The sequence below is a fragment of the bacterium genome (genome assembly GCA_040757115.1).
GTDB lineage: Bacteria > UBA9089 > CG2-30-40-21 > CG2-30-40-21 > SBAY01 > JBFLXS01.
Window position 1 is genome coordinate 1 of sequence record JBFLYA010000077.1, and the last position, 16,744, is coordinate 16,744.

Sequence of the window (16,744 nt, forward strand, 5' to 3'; positions counted from 1 at the left end):
TGGGATAGTGGAATGGGATTGCCGTAATTCTGCTGGTGAGAAGGTTGCCTCTGGAATCTATATTTATTTCATCCGTGACGATATAAGTTCAAAGACAGGTAAACTGGGAGTGATGCGATAAACTAATTAGTGGATTAAAGAGCACGAAGAAAACACGTAACCGTTCAGGTGGTAACTTACCGCAGAGACGCAGAGGAACAGAGAAGACATAGAAATAGAGTAACTCTTCAGCCACTGATTGACACGGATTAGCACGGATAAATAGCAGAGGACAGAGGGCAGAAGGAGGAAAAAACCTTCAGCCTAATTACGGACACGGAAAACGGACACGATTTACGAATTTTCAGTGTTTCATCTGTGTCCATCTGTGGCTGAGGGGGTGTTTTTCTTTACTGCCAAGATTACCCTTTTAATCTGTGCATAATCTTTAACTGTCTTTATCTCGCTAAATTTTTCAGTTTGTCTGATTTTATCACTTATTATCTCCGCCTGGTCATATCCAACCTCTAATCCTAAACAGCCACCCTCTTTTAAATAATTTAAAGAATCGTTGATTATCTTATCATAAAAGTTTATGCCATCTTTTCCGCCGTCTAAAGCAATTTCTGGTTCAAATCGGACATCCATCGGAAGAGATTTCAGTTCTGAAGTTGAAACATAAGGTGGATTAGAAATGATAAAATCTACCTTCTGGTCTAAATTAAACTTTTTCAAAGAGTTGAGCAAGTCTCCTTTTAAAAAGGTAATTTTATCTTTGACCTTTAATCTATGGGCATTCGTTCGGGCTATTTTTAATGCTGATGAAGAAATATCCAGGGCGTAAACCACTGCGTTCAATGACAGTGCCAGGCTAATGGCTATTACCCCACTGCCTGTGCCAATATCCACAATGAGTGGAGGAGATTTAAGTTTTTTTCCAATATTTATTATCTCTTCAACTAAAATTTCTGTTTCTGGTCTTGGGATTAAAACATTTTCATTGACCATAAATTCCCAGTTCATAAATTCTTTTTTGCAAAGGATATAGGCAATGGGTTTATAAGATGCCCTTCGCTTAAGTAATTTCCAATAACGCTCTAATTTATTTTTAGTTAAGGGAATTTTATCATTCAAATAAAGGTTAATTCGCTCATCGCCGATTAAATTACTCAACAAGATTTCAGCATCAGTTTTTGCGGTAGGGATATTATTATCTTCGAGATATTTAGTTGCTTGAAGTAATAATTCTCTCATTTGCACCGTCATAATTTTTCTTTCATAATTTCAATAATTTAAGCAATCCACCCCATTTTTTATCCATTTTAAAATACCAGTTACTTATTTTTAGTTTTCAGCTCTTTTGAAGCAGAGATTAATGCAAAGACAAGTTCGTCTAAATCGCCATCCATAATAGTTTCAAGTCTGTGCAGACTTAAGCCAATGCGGTGGTCTGTAACGCGGTTTTGTGGGTAATTATAAGTTCTTATCTTTTCGCTTCTATCACCAGAGCCAACCTGAGATTTTCGTTCTTGAGATTGTTCTTTTCTTGCTTTTTCCTCTGCCTGGGCTAATAATTCAGCCCTCAAGACACGCATTGCTTTTGCCTTATTTTTATGTTGTGAGCGTTCATCCTGGCAGGTAACGACAAAACCTGTTGGTAGGTGTGTAATTCTAACTGCAGAATCTGTAACATTGACATGTTGTCCGCCAGGCCCACTTGACCTGAAGGTATCAATTCTCAAATCTTCTGGTGAAATTTCTATATCTACTTCTTCAGGCTCTTTCAGGACGGCGACGGTCACGGCTGAGGTATGAATTCTGCCACTGGCTTCTGTTACCGGAACCCGTTGGACTCGATGGGTGCCACTTTCAAATTTAAGTTTTTTGTATGCCTCATCGCCTTCCACACCAAAGATGATTTCTTTAAATCCCCCGATACCAGTAGGATGAGAATTGAATATCTCTAATTTCCAGCCCTGTGAAATAATATATTTACTATACATTCTAAATAAATCAGCTACAAATAACCCGGATTCCTCTCCACCTGTGCCGGCACGGATTTCCATAATTATATTTCTATCTTCTTCTTCCTCATCTTTAGGGGCTAATAAATCTGTTAGTTTTTTTGCGATGGATTCTTTTTTTACTTGCAGGTTATTCAATTCTTCTTCTGCTATCTCTTTTAATTCTGGCTCAAGTGCCTCATTTAACATTACTGATAGTTTTGCTATTTCTTCTTCTACTGTTTTATATTCTCGAAATTTAAGCACAAAAGGTTCTATTTTCGCCCTTTTTTTCATAATTTCTTGATATAAAGAGAGGTTGGTTACATTTTCTTCTATCTGAGAGGTTAATTTTTCATATTCGGTTTCTAACTCTTTTAACTTTTCAAACATAATTCATCCTTTTATTAAATCTCATCATTCAAGACGATTTACACGAATGAGTTGACCAGAAATTTGGTGTTGTGAATTAATGGCTTTGTGGATTCGACGAGCCTGACCTACAAAATCAATATCAAAACTACACGCAATTATGCCTGCATGATTTGGTTGTCCATTGTGCAAACGAATAAAATGTTTACGGTTTAGGGTTAAGAGAATTCGGTTTTCATCTCTGGCAAAAGTCAATACATCTTTATCTGGTATGGATTGTCCTGCTTTACCCGTTTCATAAATAGTGATAACATCGTGCCCTAATTGTCGGAGTTCTTCAACAACAGGCAAAGGGAAGTTCTCATTAGCATACAATCGTGCCATTTTCCTCTAAGCCTCCTCGTTCTCACGAATTTGTTGTTCGATTTCATCCCGATGAGAGCGAAAATATGCCCAGGCATTAGCTAAATCTTCGGCTCGTAAAGTTGGATAACACCTTAATAAATCTGATTCGGTTGCACCCAATCGCTTTGCTTGAACCAATACCCATACTGGAATTCGAGTGCGAACGATACATGCCTCTCCACCACAAACATTTGGAGTGCTTTCAATATCAGGAAAGGCATCACCAATATCACACACCACCCATTGAAGCACCTGAGCCTTTTCTGCCCGTGTCATAGTGGATAACAATTTCTCTGCTTCCTGCAATGTAGTCATTTTTTATTATCACCTTTCCTTTGTTTTATATCGTCTAATACTTCCTCTCTCTTTGGTGGTTTTCCACAAGACATTTTATTTTCTGGACATGGACCTCGCCAGCATCCCGGGCCAGCATCTGAAAATAACACAGGAGCCACTTTTAATACTTCACTCAACATCTTATAAGCCATCCTGCGAATTTCCCATTGGGCGCGGTTACAACACCGTAACCTAAAGAAATGAAGTAATTCTCTGGCATTCATCGTTACAATTATCTTTGTCTCGCAAGCCTCCGGGAAGACATATCGAGCATCTTCAACTGGAATTCCTGATTTTAACAGTTGTTTATAGGCATTTTTTGCCGTTTCCATCACTTCTATGAATAGCCTTTCTATGTCTTTGTTTTTCTGAATAGTATGTGGGGTTATATATTTTAACTCGTTATACTTGACATACCGCTGAGATTGTTGTGAATAGGAGGCAATTCGGTGTCTAACCAATTGATGGGTAGTTACTCGTGAAATTCCTTCTATGCCAAAGGTAAAGCTTATATGTTCAAAAGGTGAGTGATGTCCCATTACCATCAATTTATTGATAAAATCACTCACCTCTTTTTTCTTCATTTCCTTCCATAAATCATCAATAGTCGATTCGGAATAACATAATTTAGCCGCCATAGCGACTAAAATTTCAGGATTGGGTGTATATTTAAGCAATTCTACCTTCACTTATTTTTCCTCTTTTTCTTCTATTTTATATTTTTTGCGGAATCTTTCTACCCGACCTGCAGTATCTACTAATTTCTGTTTACCCGTAAAGAAAGGGTGGCAGTTAGAGCAAATCTCAATCCGTAAATTAGGCACGGTTGAGCGAATCGGGAAAGCCGCTCCACAAGCACATCTAATAGTCGTTTCGACATAATTAGGATGGATGTCTTTTTTCAATTTTCTTCACCTCCAGGAATATTTTCTAAACTTTGGCAAATTTGCAAACTTCTTTGAAAAACTTAACGTTGATAGTTGATAGTAGATAGTTTATAGTTGATAGTTGAAGGACTATACACTATACACTATAAACTATAAACGAGTTTTGCATTTTTAGTTTTAAATTTTAAGTTTTTTCCTGCCATCTCTTATTTTTTGCCAAAGTTGAATATTTTATAAAAATTATACCACATCATTCTTCTTTTAGCAAGGGAAATGTTTTACAATAATTCTTTCACAGCTTCCAACACCTCATTACTTGAAATAAGTCGCATACAGTCAAAGGTTTTTATTGGACATTTAGAACTACCTTTCGTGGAACAGGGTCTACAGGGTAAGTCTTTAGAAATGACTCGGTTAGCCCCTCGATACGGATAATAGCCAAATTCTTTAACCGTAGGCCCAAATATTGCTACGACTGGTGTTTTCACGGCGACACTGATGTGCATTATCCCGGTATCATTAGTGATAAGCACTTTGCATCTTTTAAGTAAAGCGGCTGTCTCCATAAGAGAAAGTCTGCCGGCGGCAACAATAGGTTTATTAAATAATGCCAATTTTATCTCCTGACTTAATTCTACCTCATCCTTACCACCAAAGATGACTATTTTTGATTTCTTGTTCTGGATAAGCCAATTAGCTAATTCAATATATCGTTCTTTGGGCCATTTTTTGGTTGCCCAATATGCACCTGGCGCTATACCAATTAAAATATCTTCTTTGCTTATTCCCTCACTCCTGAGTAATTCTAATATAACTGCTTCTTTTGAAGGAGTTATATAAAATTCTAATCCCTGTCCTTCATCTTCAACACCAAACCTCTCAATAGATTTTAAATAAAGATTAGCCATATAAGGTGTGTTTGAATAGCGATTTATTTTAAACTTAACTAATAAGAAGCGAAGAAAGGAATGTTTATTGTAAGATACCTTTTGTTTTGCACCACTTGTCAGGCAAATCACGAGACTGCGTAGTTTCTTGTGAATATCAACGATTAAATCATATTGTTTTTCCTTTATCTTTTTACATAATCTCAAAAGTCCTCTTATCCCTGTTTTACGGTCAAACAAAATAACCTGGTTTATATTAGGATTGGCAGAAACCAATTCCTCAAATTCTGCACAGATAACCATATCAATTTCTGCATCAGGGAATCTTTTCCTGATGAGTCTAATTAAAGGAGAACTTAAGAGAATATCACCTATGGAACTAAGGCGAATGATTAATATTTTTCTATAATTTTCCACTTTCTGTTCTCTACTTTTTTATCTTAGCACCATTATAGGCATCATAGATGCTGTAAATTCCAAGAATAGCAACCGCAGTAATACTCAAGGCTAAAAGTATAAGCCAGAGAATTAACTGGACTATCTGGTGTGGATTTAGCCAGAAGATGTAGACAAGATAAATCGTCGTAATTACGACACAAATCATCAACAAAACTGAGCTTGCCATAATGTTAATCCCTTTTCTAATCTGCCCGTTATACACCTGTCCAAGTCCATTAAAGCAAAAAGAAAGAACAGCCGCTACCCCGGGGTCCCGAACACTTCTCTTTAAAGACTCCTCTTCTATAATCTCTTGTTTTTTTTCCTCTGATAAAATCATTTTTTTATCCCTCCTTCATTTTGGTAATTGGTAACTGGTGAATGGTAATTAGTTACCAGTTACCATTTAACCGCTTACTTACTTTATAGTTTCGTGAAGCCCTATATATTATATGCTACATAGCATAAAGATTCTCCTGAAAATAGGAAGTAGAGAGTAGAAAGTAGAAAGTAAAGAAAACATCACTCCTCACGCCTATCTCCTTACTTCCTACCTTCTATCTCCTATCACTATTTTCATCTTCCTTTGTGAGCCGTAGGTTCATGTCCGGTTCTCCTGAAAATAGTTTTTTCACGCAAAGGACGCAAAGGTAAATTTTTCCTTTATTCCCCTTTGCGTTCTTTGCGTGCTTGGCGTGAAACTTCCTTTCTTCAAAGAACACAAAGGTTACAAAGTTCTTTCGTTTACCCTGAAGACCTGGTGCGAGAGGCGGGAGTTGAACCCGCAAGGGGAATCCCCACTGGATCCTAAGTCCAGCGCGTCTGCCAGTTTCCGCCACTCTCGCTTTTACTATATTTTAATAATACCATACCAGGCGATTTTTGTCAATCCTCTTTTTGAATGGACAGCAATTCTAATTATAAATTTACTTGCAATATTTAAAACTATACTGTATAATGAAGTAGAAATGGAGATTATCGTTGTTGGCGCAAATCATAAAACTATGCCCATCGAATTGCGTGAAAAACTCGCTATCCCGCAAACAAAACTTATAGAAGCATTAAAATCACTCAATCAATCTATCAAAGAAAGGGTGATTTTATCTACCTGCAATCGGATAGAAGTATATGCGGCTACGACTTATGTAAAAGAGGCAAAGATAAAGATAATAAATTTCTTACATCAATACTATCAGGCGAATTTGGAAAATTATCTCTATGTTCATCAAGACAAAGAAGCAATAAGGCATTTATTCGATGTCGCCGCAAGTTTAGATTCGATGATTATTGGTGAGCCGCAAATTTTAGGACAGGTTAAGGAATCTTATGAACAGGCGTTTAAAATTAATGTTACCGATACTTATCTGGATAATTTATTCCAGAAGGCAATATTAGTTGGAAAACAGGTAAGAAATCAGACCGCGATTGGTAAAGGAGCTGTTTCGGTAAGTTTTGCCGCCATAGAATTAGCTAAAAAGATATTTGGTAAATTAGACGGTAAGCGGGTCTTAATTATTGGTGCAGGCAAAATAAGTGAAGATACTGCAAAGCACCTATTTGCAAATAAAGTCAGCACAATTTTAGCCACTAATCGTACCTACGAAAAGGCAAAAGAAATTGCGGATAAATTCTCAGGTCAGGCAATTAAATTTGATGACCTTATTCAAACTTTACCTGAGATGGATATTGTCATTAGTTCAACATCCGCCCCACATCTCATTATCAAAAAAGAGGATATAAAAAACCTTATGTCCTTACGCAAACATAAACCCATATTCTTTATCGATATTGCTGTGCCACGGGATATTGACCCGGGAATCGGCTCTTTTGATGGAATATACCTTTATAATATTGATGATTTACAGACAGTCGTCCAATCTAACATTAAATCAAGACAAAAAGAGATAAAAAAATGTCAAATGATTATTGAAAAAGAAACCGAGAAATTCTGTCATTGGCTTAATTTTAGACAACTTTCTCCGATTATTTCATCATTACAACAAAAAATGGAATCTATTCGAGAGGAGGAATTAAATAAGACTTTTCTCAAGGAAAAAAATCTTACCCAAAAGGAAAAAGAAAGACTAAAATTAATTACCGCTAAACTTACTGAAAGATTCTTAAAAGAACCAATTATTGCCTTGAAGAAATATGCCTCATCCGATGACCCAACTTATGGAAAGATATTAACCGATTTATTTAATCTCAATAACGACGGACGCTAAACAGATACAAATCGTGGAGTTCTCCATAATCAAATTACTGCAACAACGAAAAAATCATTGACAATATCTAAAGTGATATGGTATAGTGATAATCATACAAATCTTATGAGAATGGAGGGATATAATGTGTGGAATTGTAGGTTATGTTGGTCCGAAAGATGCAACGCCAATACTAATTGATGGTTTAAAAAGATTAGAATATCGAGGTTATGATTCAGCGGGGGTTGCGGTTATGAGCAATTCCCATATTGAGTTAAGACGCAGTGTGGGAAAGATATTAAACTTAGAGGAGATTATCCGTAATGAACCTCTTTCTGGCAATTTAGGACTTGCCCATACCCGCTGGGCAACTCATGGCAGACCTTCAGAAGAAAATGCCCACCCACATCGCGATTGCAAAGAGCAACTAATTGTAGTTCATAACGGAATTATTGAAAATTACACCCACTTAAAAGAGAAATTAATTCTCAATGGCCATCAGTTCAGGTCACAAACCGATACTGAGGTAATTGCCCATTTGATTGAAGAATATTTAAAAGATGACCTGAGTTCAGCAGTCAAAATAGCACTAAGTAAAGTAGAAGGTGCTTATGCCCTGGGGGTAATTAGTTGTAACCAACCTGACCGCATCGTTGCGGCAAGATTGGCCAGTCCATTGGTCATAGGTTTAGGAGATGGAGAGTTTTTTATCGCCTCGGATATACCGGCTATTTTACCATACACTCGGCAGGTTATATTTTTAGATGATGAAGAAATGGCTGTCCTGAGTCAAAATGGAGTAAAAATTACGACAATAAAAGGCAAACCAGTTAAAAAAACAATGACTTATGTAGATTGGGACCCCATTATGGCTGAAAAAGGTGGCTATCGACATTTTATGTTAAAAGAAATCTATGAACAACCCCGAGCGATTGAAGATACCATTCGAGGTCGAATAATAGAAGACGAGGTTTATTTAGACGAGTTGAATTTAAGTCAAGAGGAAATATCGAATATTGATAAAATAGTTATTGTTGCCTGTGGCACAGCTTACTATGCCGGCGTAGTTAGTAAATTTATGTTAGAAGAATTAACCCAAATCCCAACCGAGGTGGATATAGGTTCTGAATTTAGATATAAAAACCCAATTTTATCTAAAAATACCTTGCTTATTGCTATCTCTCAATCAGGTGAGACCGCAGATACATTAGCCGCAGTTAAAGAAGGGAAAAATAAAGGGGCAAAAATTATCTCTGTTTGTAATGTTATTGGCTCCTCGCTTACCCGTGAGTCTAAAAATGGCGTTGTTTATACCCGTGCCGGAATAGAAATAGGTGTAGCTTCCACTAAGGCATTTACTTCACAATTAACTGCACTTTATTTATTAGCAGTTTATCTTGGTCGTCAACGCAAAGTTATTGATTTAAGAAAAACTAAAGAATTACTGGACCAACTTCGACTTATACCAATGGAAGTAGAAAATATCTTAAATGAGGCAGGAAAGATTGAAGACATAAGCCACAAATTTCATACTTATGAAAATTTTCTTTATTTAGGTCGAGGAATTAATTACCCAATTGCCTTAGAAGGGGCACTGAAATTAAAAGAAATATCCTATATCCATGCCGAAGGTTATCCGGCAGGTGAGATGAAACATGGTCCAATCGCCTTAATTGATGAAAATATGCCAGTGGTGACTATTGCGACACAAGGACAGCTTTATGAGAAAATTATGAGTAATATTGAAGAGGCAAAGGCAAGAGGAGGAATTATTATTGCCGTAGCCACGGCTGGTGATAATAAAATAACCAAAAAGGTAGCCCATACCATTCATATCCCAAAAACTACACCTCTTCTTAGTCCTATCTTAGCCGTTATTCCATTACAATTATTAGCCTATCACATCGCTCATCATCGTGGTTGTGATGTTGACCAGCCAAGAAATCTGGCTAAAAGCGTCACTGTCGAGTAGAACAGGATGATGACTAAAATTAGAGAAAAAATATCAGCGATAATCTACGGTAAAATCTTGCAGGAGGTAATATGTTAGCCAAAAGAATTATTCCCTGCCTTGATGTAGATAAAGGTCGGGTAGTTAAAGGTGTAAATTTTGTTAATATCCGTGATGCTGGCGACCCGGTGGAAGCGGCAGCGTTGTATGACCAGGAAGGGGCAGATGAATTAGTTTTTTTAGATATTACTGCCTCTTATGAAGATAGAAATATTATGATTGATGTTGTTCAAAGGACAGCAGAAGTCGCCTTTATGCCACTTACCGTCGGTGGTGGAATAAGGACTCTTGATGATATTGAGGCTCTATTGAGGGCAGGTGCGGATAGGGTATCGATGAATACAGCCGCGGTGAATAGACCCGCCTTTGTCAAAGAAGCCGCCGAGCGTTTTGGTAGTCAGTGTATCATTGTCGCTATTGATGCTAAAAAACATCGCACCGAATCAGGATTTAAAACCGAAGGTATGGGCGACCTTATTGTTGGCTATCAGGCTCAAGAATGCTGGAAGGTATATATTAATGGTGGACGAACCCAGACAAATATTGACGCCCTGCAATGGGCAAAAAAAGTAGAAGAATTGGGCGCCGGCGAAATTTTATTGACCAGTATGGATAAAGATGGCACTAAAAATGGCTATGACCTTGAGTTGACAAAGGCTATCTCAGATTTAGTTAATATCCCAATCATTGCCTCAGGCGGGGCTGGTAAATTAGAGCATTTCTTTGAAGTATTAACCTTAGGTGGAGCAGATGCCGCCTTAGCCGCTTCCCTCTTTCACTACCGTGAGTTACCTATCCCTCAGGTTAAACAATACCTCAATTCTAAAGGAGTCGTGGTAAGAATTTAACTAATGGTTCAAATAACTGACCCATTACTGTTTTTGTTCTGTCTTAGATGAAAATGAATAATTGAGAAAAAAAGTGGTAGAATATTAAGGGAAAAAATATAAGTCCTTACCTGACTATCTTATACTGGTTTAGCTCCGCATTCCATTTTTACACTTTACCCACAAATTTTACATACACCCGACCTAAAAAAACACTCTTAAATTACTTGACAAATTATCTGTTTTATGTTATAATTAAAATATGAAAATTAATGATGGAGAGGTCCAAAAAATGTTTATTCCAACTAATCAAGGAAATATTCAGGCAATCCAGGAGATAAAATCTATCTGTAGAGGATTGCCTTATTTTTATTAGGTGAACAGGTAGTTAGTTAAATCTGTTCCTGATAAAGGTCTGCTCCTGACAGGCTCAGGAGTTCAAGAATGGTAAGTGGCTAAATAGTTACCAGTTACCAAAAAAACGAGGGGGGAAATAAAAAAATGCGACCTGTATGGTTAGAATAAACCACGAAGGGCAGGGAGAAAAACTGTTCGTAGGTAAAGGATTAACAGCGAAATTTCCATCAAGAGACAGGCTCCGTGGATGAAATTGAAAAATTTATTTTATAATTGTGTCCTTAGTGGTTTTTAAAGAGATGTGTAAAGTTAGTCTAATCATACAGGTCGAAGTTTTTTGTAGCCGTTCAGGTGTAAATAAGGGAAAAGGGGAAATAGAGGAAAAATGGAAAAGGAAGAAAGAGAAATACTAATCAATAAAATCATAGGTTATTGTATAGATGTACATAAAGAGTTAGGTCCGGGATTTATTGAAACTGTTTATCACAAAAGCTTAGAGAGCAAATTTAAAGATGAAAAACTAAACTTTGAATCTCAGAAGGAGATACCAATATATTATCATAATAGATTTGTTGGAATACATAAGTTAGATTTCTTAATAGAGAATGAGATTATTTTGGAAATTAAGACAGTTGAAGAAATTCATAACAAGTATTATGCACAGGTAAGATCCTATCTGAAAGCAGTAGATAAAAAGATGGGTTTGTTGATCAACTTTGCTGATTTTAAACTGGATATACGGAGAGTGGAAATAAATAAATAATTTTCCCTTTTCCCCAACTTTTCCATTTTCCCTTCATTACACCCTGAACGCTTACCTGTTATCCAGGATTTACATTTATGTTTTATCGGATGGCAAGACGATAGAGACGCAAAGGGTGCTATGAGAAAAAACAGGAGGTAGAAAATAAATGTTAGATGGTGTAGCAAATGTTTTAAATAGAATACAACAAATAAGCAAAAAATTTACAGAAATCGCTGGAGTCAGTGGTGATGGTAGTCCTTCTTTTCAACAAACATTAGATGAGGCGATTGAAGAGACAAAAAGTGCCCCTTTTTCTGAATTGATTGATACTTATAGTGAAAAATATGGAATAGACCCTAAATTAATCAATTCTATTATCAAGGCAGAATCAAATTTTAATCCTAACGCCGTCTCTAAAGCCGGGGCATCAGGATTGATGCAGTTAATGCCTGAAACTGCTAAGGCATTAGGGATAACTAATATCTTTGCCCCGGATGAAAATATCGAAGGGGGAATCAAATATTTTAAAACGCTATTGGATGAATTTAATCAGAATCTACCTTTAGCCTTAGCCGCTTATAACGCAGGACCTGAAATAGTTAAAAAAACTAATAATATCCCCCAAATTGATGAGACTAAAAATTATGTGGAAAAGGTATTAAATTTTTATAAGGAGACTAAATAAGATGTTAAAAAACCAAACAGGAAAAGGGAATTTACCAATGGTATTCTTACTTTTATGTATATTGATTGGGCTATTAGCTGGGAGTGTCTATCTTTTTGATGTCTTAGGAATATTTGATAAAGAGAAAATACTCGCTAAAGTTCCTGGAATAGGTATGTTTTTTACACCACCTAAAATTACTTATGAGGATGTCCAAAAAGAGGAATTACGGAAATTAAAAGAGTCAATTGACCTTAAACTACTTGAGTTAGAAGAGAAGGAGGAAAAATTAGCCCAAAAAGATAAAAAGTTGAAAAGCCGTGCAGAAGAACTTCTTTTGGCAGAGGAAGAATTACACCGTAAAAAACAAGCAATGGAAGAAAAACAAAGAATGTATGATGACCAGGAGGCAAAATGGGAGAAATTAGTTACCTATTATGAAGGAATGAAACCAGATGCCGCCGCAAAGATTCTCGCTGAAATGGATGACCAGATAGTCGTAGAGATATTCAAAAGAATGAAAAAATCTCAGGTAGCTATTGTCATGATGAAAATGGACCCAAAACGAGCCAGTGAAATATCCAGGAAAATGAGTAGATAAATTGGTAACTGGTAATAGGTGAGCGGTAATTGTTTAACCAATCACTAACGAAAAGGGTGAAAAAGTGAAAGTATTATTTTCAAAAGCAGGTTTGCAATTTAATAAGTTTCTTGATATTCAAAATGAAGAGAATTTAATTATAAATAAAGGCTCTTTTCTATCTCATCTTGTTCAATCGGCGATGAAAGAAGATAGAAGAATCTCTCTAAACAACCTGTCTTCTTTTAAAACTCCTGCATTACCAGATTTATTTAAAAATATGCCCGGCGATGTGCCATCATCTAAAATCTATATTACTTCAATGGAAAAACTCCCTCAGAAAGTAGTTGAGAAATTTCTTGGATTAAAAAAAGATGTTCCGCAACTTATAATTACTGAAGTAATTGACCATCCTAATCCTTTATTTGGACATCCAAAACCAGTATTTGCTACCCCGGATGTTAATTTAAGAACAATTGAAAAAAATCCGCTGATAAAAGAAAGAGAGATTAAAGATAAAAGTAGCGAGGTAAAAGAGAAAAGTGTTAGTGCTGAGTTAAGAGGTAGCGACCGATTACCGATTACCGACCAGGAATTACCCATTACCGCTAATCCGAAAGTAGTAATAACTAAGCCGGATGTCCATGGAGTCCCGAGTCCCGAGCCCCGAGCCCCGAGCCCCAATCCAAAAGTAATAATAACTAAGCCGGATGTCAATGAGCGAGTGATAAAGGGAGGCGAGGTTAAGGTTGAGGTTAAAGGTAGTGAGATAAAGGGTCAGGAAGTTATTGCCAAATCAGGAGTTAGTGACCAATTACCAATTACCAATTACCAATTACCGATAACCGACCAGGAATTACCTGTTACCGCTAATCCGAAAGTAGTAATAACTAAGCCGGATGTCAATGAACGAGTGATAAAGGGAGGCGAGGTCAAGGTTGAGGTTAAAGGTAGTGAGATAAAGGGTCAGGAAGCTACTGCCAACCAGGGATTACCAATTACCAGTTACCAATTACCAATTACCAATTGTGAGATAAAAGGTCAGGAAGTTACTGTCAAATCAGGAGTTAGTGACCAATTACCAATTACCAATTACCAATTACCGATAACCGACCAGGAATTGCCTGTTACCGCCAATCCGAAAGTAGTAATAACTAAACCTGATGTTAATGGGATCCCGAGTCCCGAGTCCCGAGCCCCGAGCCCCGAGTCCCGAGTCCCGAGCCCCAATCCGAAAGTAGTAATAACTAAGCCGGATGTCAATGAACGAGTGATAAAGGGAGGCGAGGTCAAGGTTGAGGTTAAAGGTAGTGAGATAAAGGGTCAGGAAGTTACTGCCAAATCAGGAGTTAGTGACCAATTACCAATTACCAATTACCAATTACCGATAACCGACCAGGAATTACCCATTACCGCTAATCCGAAAGTAGTAATAACTAAGCCGGATGTCAATGGAATCCCGAGTCCCGAGTCCCGAGTCCCGAGCCCCGAGTCCCGAGCCCCGAGCCCCAATCCAAAAGTAATAATAACTAAGCCGGATATAAATGAGCGAGTGATAAAGGGAGGCGAGGTTAAGGTTGAGGTTAAAGGTAGTGAGATAAAAGGTCAGGAAGTTACTGCCAAATCAGGAGTTAGTGACCAATTACCAATTACCAATTACCAATTACCAATTACCGACCAGGAATTACCCATTACCGCTAATCCGAAAGTAGTAATAACTAAGCCGGATATCAATGAGCGAGTGATAAAGGGAGGCGAGGTTAAGGTTGAGGTTAAAGGTAGTGAGATAAAAGGTCAGGAAGTTACTACCAAATCAGGAGTTAGTGACCAATTACCAATTACCAATTACCAATTACCGATAACCGACCAGGAATTACCTGTTACCGCTAATCCGAAAGTAGTAATAACTAAGCCGGATGTCAATGGAGTCCCGAACCCCGAGTCCCGAGCCCCGAGCCCCGAGCCTCGAGTCCCGAGTCCCGAGCCAAAAGTAATAATAACTAAGCCGGATATCAATGAGCGAGTGATAAAGGGAGGCGAGGTTAAGGTTGAGGTTAAAGGTAGTGAGATAAAGGGTCAGGAAGTTATTGCCAAATCAGGAGTTAGTGACCAATTACCAATTACCAATTACCAATTACCGATGACCGACCAGGAATTACCCATTACCGCTAATCCGAAAGTAGTAATAACTAAGCCGGATGTCAATGGAATCCCGAGTCCCGAGTCCCGAGTCCCGAGCCCCGAGTCCCGAGCCCCGAGCCCCAATCCAAAAGTACTAATAACTAAGCCGGATATAAATGAGCGAGTGATAAAGGGAGGCGAGGTTAAGGTTGAGGTTAAAGGTAGTGAGATAAAGGGGCAGGAAGTTACTGCCAAATCAGGAGTTAGTGACCAATTACCAATTACCAATTACCAATTACCGATAACCGACCAGGAATTGTCTGTTACCGCCAATCCAAAAGTAGTAATAACTAAGCCGGATATAAATGAGCGAGTGATAAAGGGAGGCGAGGTTAAGGTTGAGGTTAAAGGTAGTGAGATAAAAGGTCAGGAAGTTATTGCTAAATCAGGAGTTAGTGACCAATTACCAATTACCAATTACCAATTACCGATAACCGACCAGGAATTACCTGTTACTGCTAATCCGAAAGTAGTAATAACTAATCTGGATGTCAATGGAATCCCGAGTCCCGAGTCCCGAGTCCCGAGTCCCGAGTCCCGAGTCCCGACCCCCGAGTCCCGAGTCCCGAGTCCCGAGCCAAAAGTAATAATAACTAAGCCGGATGTCAATGAGCGAGTGATAAAGGGAGGCGAGGTTAAGGTTGAGGTTAAAGGTAGTGAGATAAAAGGTCAGGAAGTTATTGCTAAATCAGGAGTTAGTGACCAATTACCAATTACCAATTACCAATTACCGATAACCGACCAGCAGTTACCCGTTACTGCCACTCCAAAAGCAGTAATAACTAAGCCGGATGTCCATGGAGTTCCGAGTCCCGAGCCCCGAGTCCCGAGTCCCGAGTCCCGAGTCCCGACCTCCGAGTCCCGAGTCCCGAGTCCCGAGCCAAAAGTAATAATAACTAAGCCGGATATAAATGAGCGAGTGATAAAGGGAGGCGAGGTTAAGGTTGAGGTTAAAGGTAGTGAGATAAAAGGTCAGGAAGTTATTGCTAAATCAGGAGTTAGTGACCAATTACCAATTACCAATTACCAATTACCGATAACCGACCAGGAATTACCTGTTACTGCTAATCCGAAAGTAGTAATAACTAATCTGGATGTCAATGGAATCCCGAGTCCCGAGTCCCGAGTCCCGAGTCCCGAGTCCCGAGCCCCGAGCCCCAATCCGAAAGTAATAATAACTAAGCCGGATGTCAATGAGCGAGTGATAAAGGGAGGCGAGGTTAAGGTTGAGGTTAAAGGTAGTGAGATAAAGGGGCAGGAAGTTACTGCTAAATCAGGAGTTAGTGACCAATTACCAATTACCAATTACCAATTACCGATTACAATAGAATCTGTAAAAGTAGAAATTCCAGAAAATGTAAAATTAGATAAAAAAGAGAACTTTAGTGTATCAACAGAGATATCGATAAGGGAAGAGAAGATAGAGATGATGCCAAAGATGGAACAACCAAAACATAATATATCACCAGAGGTTAAGGTCAAAGAGCCTGAATTAAGAGACGGCACGACGATAAAAGATGAGAAGATAGAGATGGAAATAAAGCAAGAACAACCAAAACATAATATGCCAGCAGAGGTTAAGGTCAAAGAGCCTGAATTAAGAGACGGCACGACGATAAAAGAAGAGAAGATAGAGATGGAAACAAAGCAAGAACAACCAAAACATAATATGCCAGCAGAGGTTAAGGTCAAAGAGCCTGAATTAAGAGACGGCACGACGATAAAAGAAGAGAAGATAGAAATGGAAACAAAGCAAGAACAACCAAAACATAATATGCCAGCAGAGGTTAAGGTCAAAGAGCCTGAATTAAGAGACGGCACGACGATAAAAGAAGAGAAGATAGAGATGGAAACAAAGCAAGAACAAC

General features: G+C 38.1%; 15 protein-coding genes and 1 tRNA gene. 7 read left to right on the forward strand and 9 right to left on the reverse strand.

Features of this window, described 5'->3' with window-relative positions; genetic code table 11:
- Positions 1-351: 351 nt before the first annotated feature.
- The 9 genes from prmC to AB1422_08665 form a co-directional block, all read right to left on the reverse strand.
- Complete coding sequence (gene prmC, locus AB1422_08625; GenBank protein MEW6619382.1) at positions 352-1,233, reverse strand: peptide chain release factor N(5)-glutamine methyltransferase; 882 nt, start codon at positions 1,231-1,233, stop codon at positions 352-354.
- An 80-nt stretch (positions 1,234-1,313) separates the two neighbouring features.
- Complete coding sequence (gene prfA, locus AB1422_08630) at positions 1,314-2,375, reverse strand: peptide chain release factor 1 (protein MEW6619383.1); 1,062 nt, start codon at positions 2,373-2,375, stop codon at positions 1,314-1,316.
- Between the two features lie 24 nt (positions 2,376-2,399).
- Complete coding sequence (locus AB1422_08635) at positions 2,400-2,738, reverse strand: DUF5615 family PIN-like protein (GenBank protein ID MEW6619384.1); 339 nt, start codon at positions 2,736-2,738, stop codon at positions 2,400-2,402.
- A gap of 6 nt (positions 2,739-2,744) precedes the next feature.
- On the reverse strand, positions 2,745-3,074 hold the full coding sequence (locus AB1422_08640) for a DUF433 domain-containing protein (protein ID MEW6619385.1): 330 nt from the start codon (positions 3,072-3,074) through the stop codon (positions 2,745-2,747).
- A complete protein-coding gene (thyX, locus tag AB1422_08645) occupies positions 3,071-3,784 on the reverse strand; it encodes an FAD-dependent thymidylate synthase (protein MEW6619386.1) in 714 nt (237 codons plus the stop codon). The genes AB1422_08640 and thyX overlap by 4 nt, the downstream gene beginning before the upstream one ends.
- Entirely contained in the window at positions 3,785-4,000 is a 216-nt protein-coding gene (rpmE, locus tag AB1422_08650; protein MEW6619387.1) for a 50S ribosomal protein L31, read from the reverse strand.
- Between the two features lie 260 nt (positions 4,001-4,260).
- On the reverse strand, positions 4,261-5,286 hold the full coding sequence (waaF, locus tag AB1422_08655) for a lipopolysaccharide heptosyltransferase II (protein ID MEW6619388.1): 1,026 nt from the start codon (positions 5,284-5,286) through the stop codon (positions 4,261-4,263).
- A gap of 10 nt (positions 5,287-5,296) precedes the next feature.
- Positions 5,297-5,647: a hypothetical protein gene (locus AB1422_08660; GenBank protein MEW6619389.1), complete on the reverse strand. Its 351-nt coding sequence runs from the start codon at positions 5,645-5,647 to the stop codon at positions 5,297-5,299.
- 418 nt (positions 5,648-6,065) lie between these two features.
- Positions 6,066-6,152 (reverse strand) — tRNA-Leu (locus AB1422_08665).
- Between the two features lie 123 nt (positions 6,153-6,275).
- On the opposite strand from AB1422_08665, the gene hemA reads away from it, so the two are divergent.
- The 7 genes from hemA to AB1422_08700 all read left to right on the forward strand — a co-directional run.
- A complete protein-coding gene (gene hemA / locus AB1422_08670) occupies positions 6,276-7,532 on the forward strand; it encodes a glutamyl-tRNA reductase (protein ID MEW6619390.1) in 1,257 nt (418 codons plus the stop codon).
- Positions 7,533-7,656: 124 nt separating this feature from the next.
- The gene (glmS, locus tag AB1422_08675; protein MEW6619391.1) at positions 7,657-9,483 is read left to right on the forward strand and encodes a glutamine--fructose-6-phosphate transaminase (isomerizing); all 1,827 of its coding nucleotides are present in this window, start codon (positions 7,657-7,659) and stop codon (positions 9,481-9,483) included.
- Between the two features lie 71 nt (positions 9,484-9,554).
- Positions 9,555-10,370, forward strand: a complete 816-nt coding sequence (gene hisF / locus AB1422_08680; protein ID MEW6619392.1) for an imidazole glycerol phosphate synthase subunit HisF — start codon at positions 9,555-9,557, stop codon at positions 10,368-10,370.
- A gap of 721 nt (positions 10,371-11,091) precedes the next feature.
- Positions 11,092-11,469: a GxxExxY protein gene (locus tag AB1422_08685; protein MEW6619393.1), complete on the forward strand. Its 378-nt coding sequence runs from the start codon at positions 11,092-11,094 to the stop codon at positions 11,467-11,469.
- A 148-nt stretch (positions 11,470-11,617) separates the two neighbouring features.
- Positions 11,618-12,136 carry a lytic transglycosylase domain-containing protein gene (locus AB1422_08690; protein ID MEW6619394.1) on the forward strand — a complete coding sequence of 173 codons (519 nt, stop codon included), beginning with the start codon at positions 11,618-11,620 and terminating at the stop codon, positions 12,134-12,136.
- A gap of 1 nt (position 12,137) precedes the next feature.
- The gene (locus tag AB1422_08695) at positions 12,138-12,716 is read left to right on the forward strand and encodes a hypothetical protein (GenBank protein MEW6619395.1); all 579 of its coding nucleotides are present in this window, start codon (positions 12,138-12,140) and stop codon (positions 12,714-12,716) included.
- Positions 12,717-12,780: 64 nt separating this feature from the next.
- On the forward strand, positions 12,781-16,744 hold a 3,964-nt coding region (locus tag AB1422_08700; protein MEW6619396.1), incomplete at its 3' end, for a hypothetical protein.

Bases quoted from the DNA above. Each gene is read 5' to 3' on its own strand.
- prmC (MEW6619382.1), bottom strand. From the start codon at position 1,233: ATGAGAGAATTATTACTTCAAGCAACTAAATATCTCGAAGATAATAAT.
- prfA (MEW6619383.1), bottom strand. From the start codon at position 2,375: ATGTTTGAAAAGTTAAAAGAGTTAGAAACCGAATATGAAAAATTAACC.
- AB1422_08635 (MEW6619384.1), bottom strand. From the start codon at position 2,738: ATGGCACGATTGTATGCTAATGAGAACTTCCCTTTGCCTGTTGTTGAA.
- AB1422_08640 (MEW6619385.1), bottom strand. From the start codon at position 3,074: ATGACTACATTGCAGGAAGCAGAGAAATTGTTATCCACTATGACACGG.
- AB1422_08660 (MEW6619389.1), bottom strand. From the start codon at position 5,647: ATGATTTTATCAGAGGAAAAAAAACAAGAGATTATAGAAGAGGAGTCT.
- hemA (MEW6619390.1), top strand. From the start codon at position 6,276: ATGGAGATTATCGTTGTTGGCGCAAATCATAAAACTATGCCCATCGAA.
- glmS (MEW6619391.1), top strand. From the start codon at position 7,657: ATGTGTGGAATTGTAGGTTATGTTGGTCCGAAAGATGCAACGCCAATA.
- hisF (MEW6619392.1), top strand. From the start codon at position 9,555: ATGTTAGCCAAAAGAATTATTCCCTGCCTTGATGTAGATAAAGGTCGG.
- AB1422_08685 (MEW6619393.1), top strand. From the start codon at position 11,092: ATGGAAAAGGAAGAAAGAGAAATACTAATCAATAAAATCATAGGTTAT.
- AB1422_08690 (MEW6619394.1), top strand. From the start codon at position 11,618: ATGTTAGATGGTGTAGCAAATGTTTTAAATAGAATACAACAAATAAGC.
- AB1422_08695 (MEW6619395.1), top strand. From the start codon at position 12,138: ATGTTAAAAAACCAAACAGGAAAAGGGAATTTACCAATGGTATTCTTA.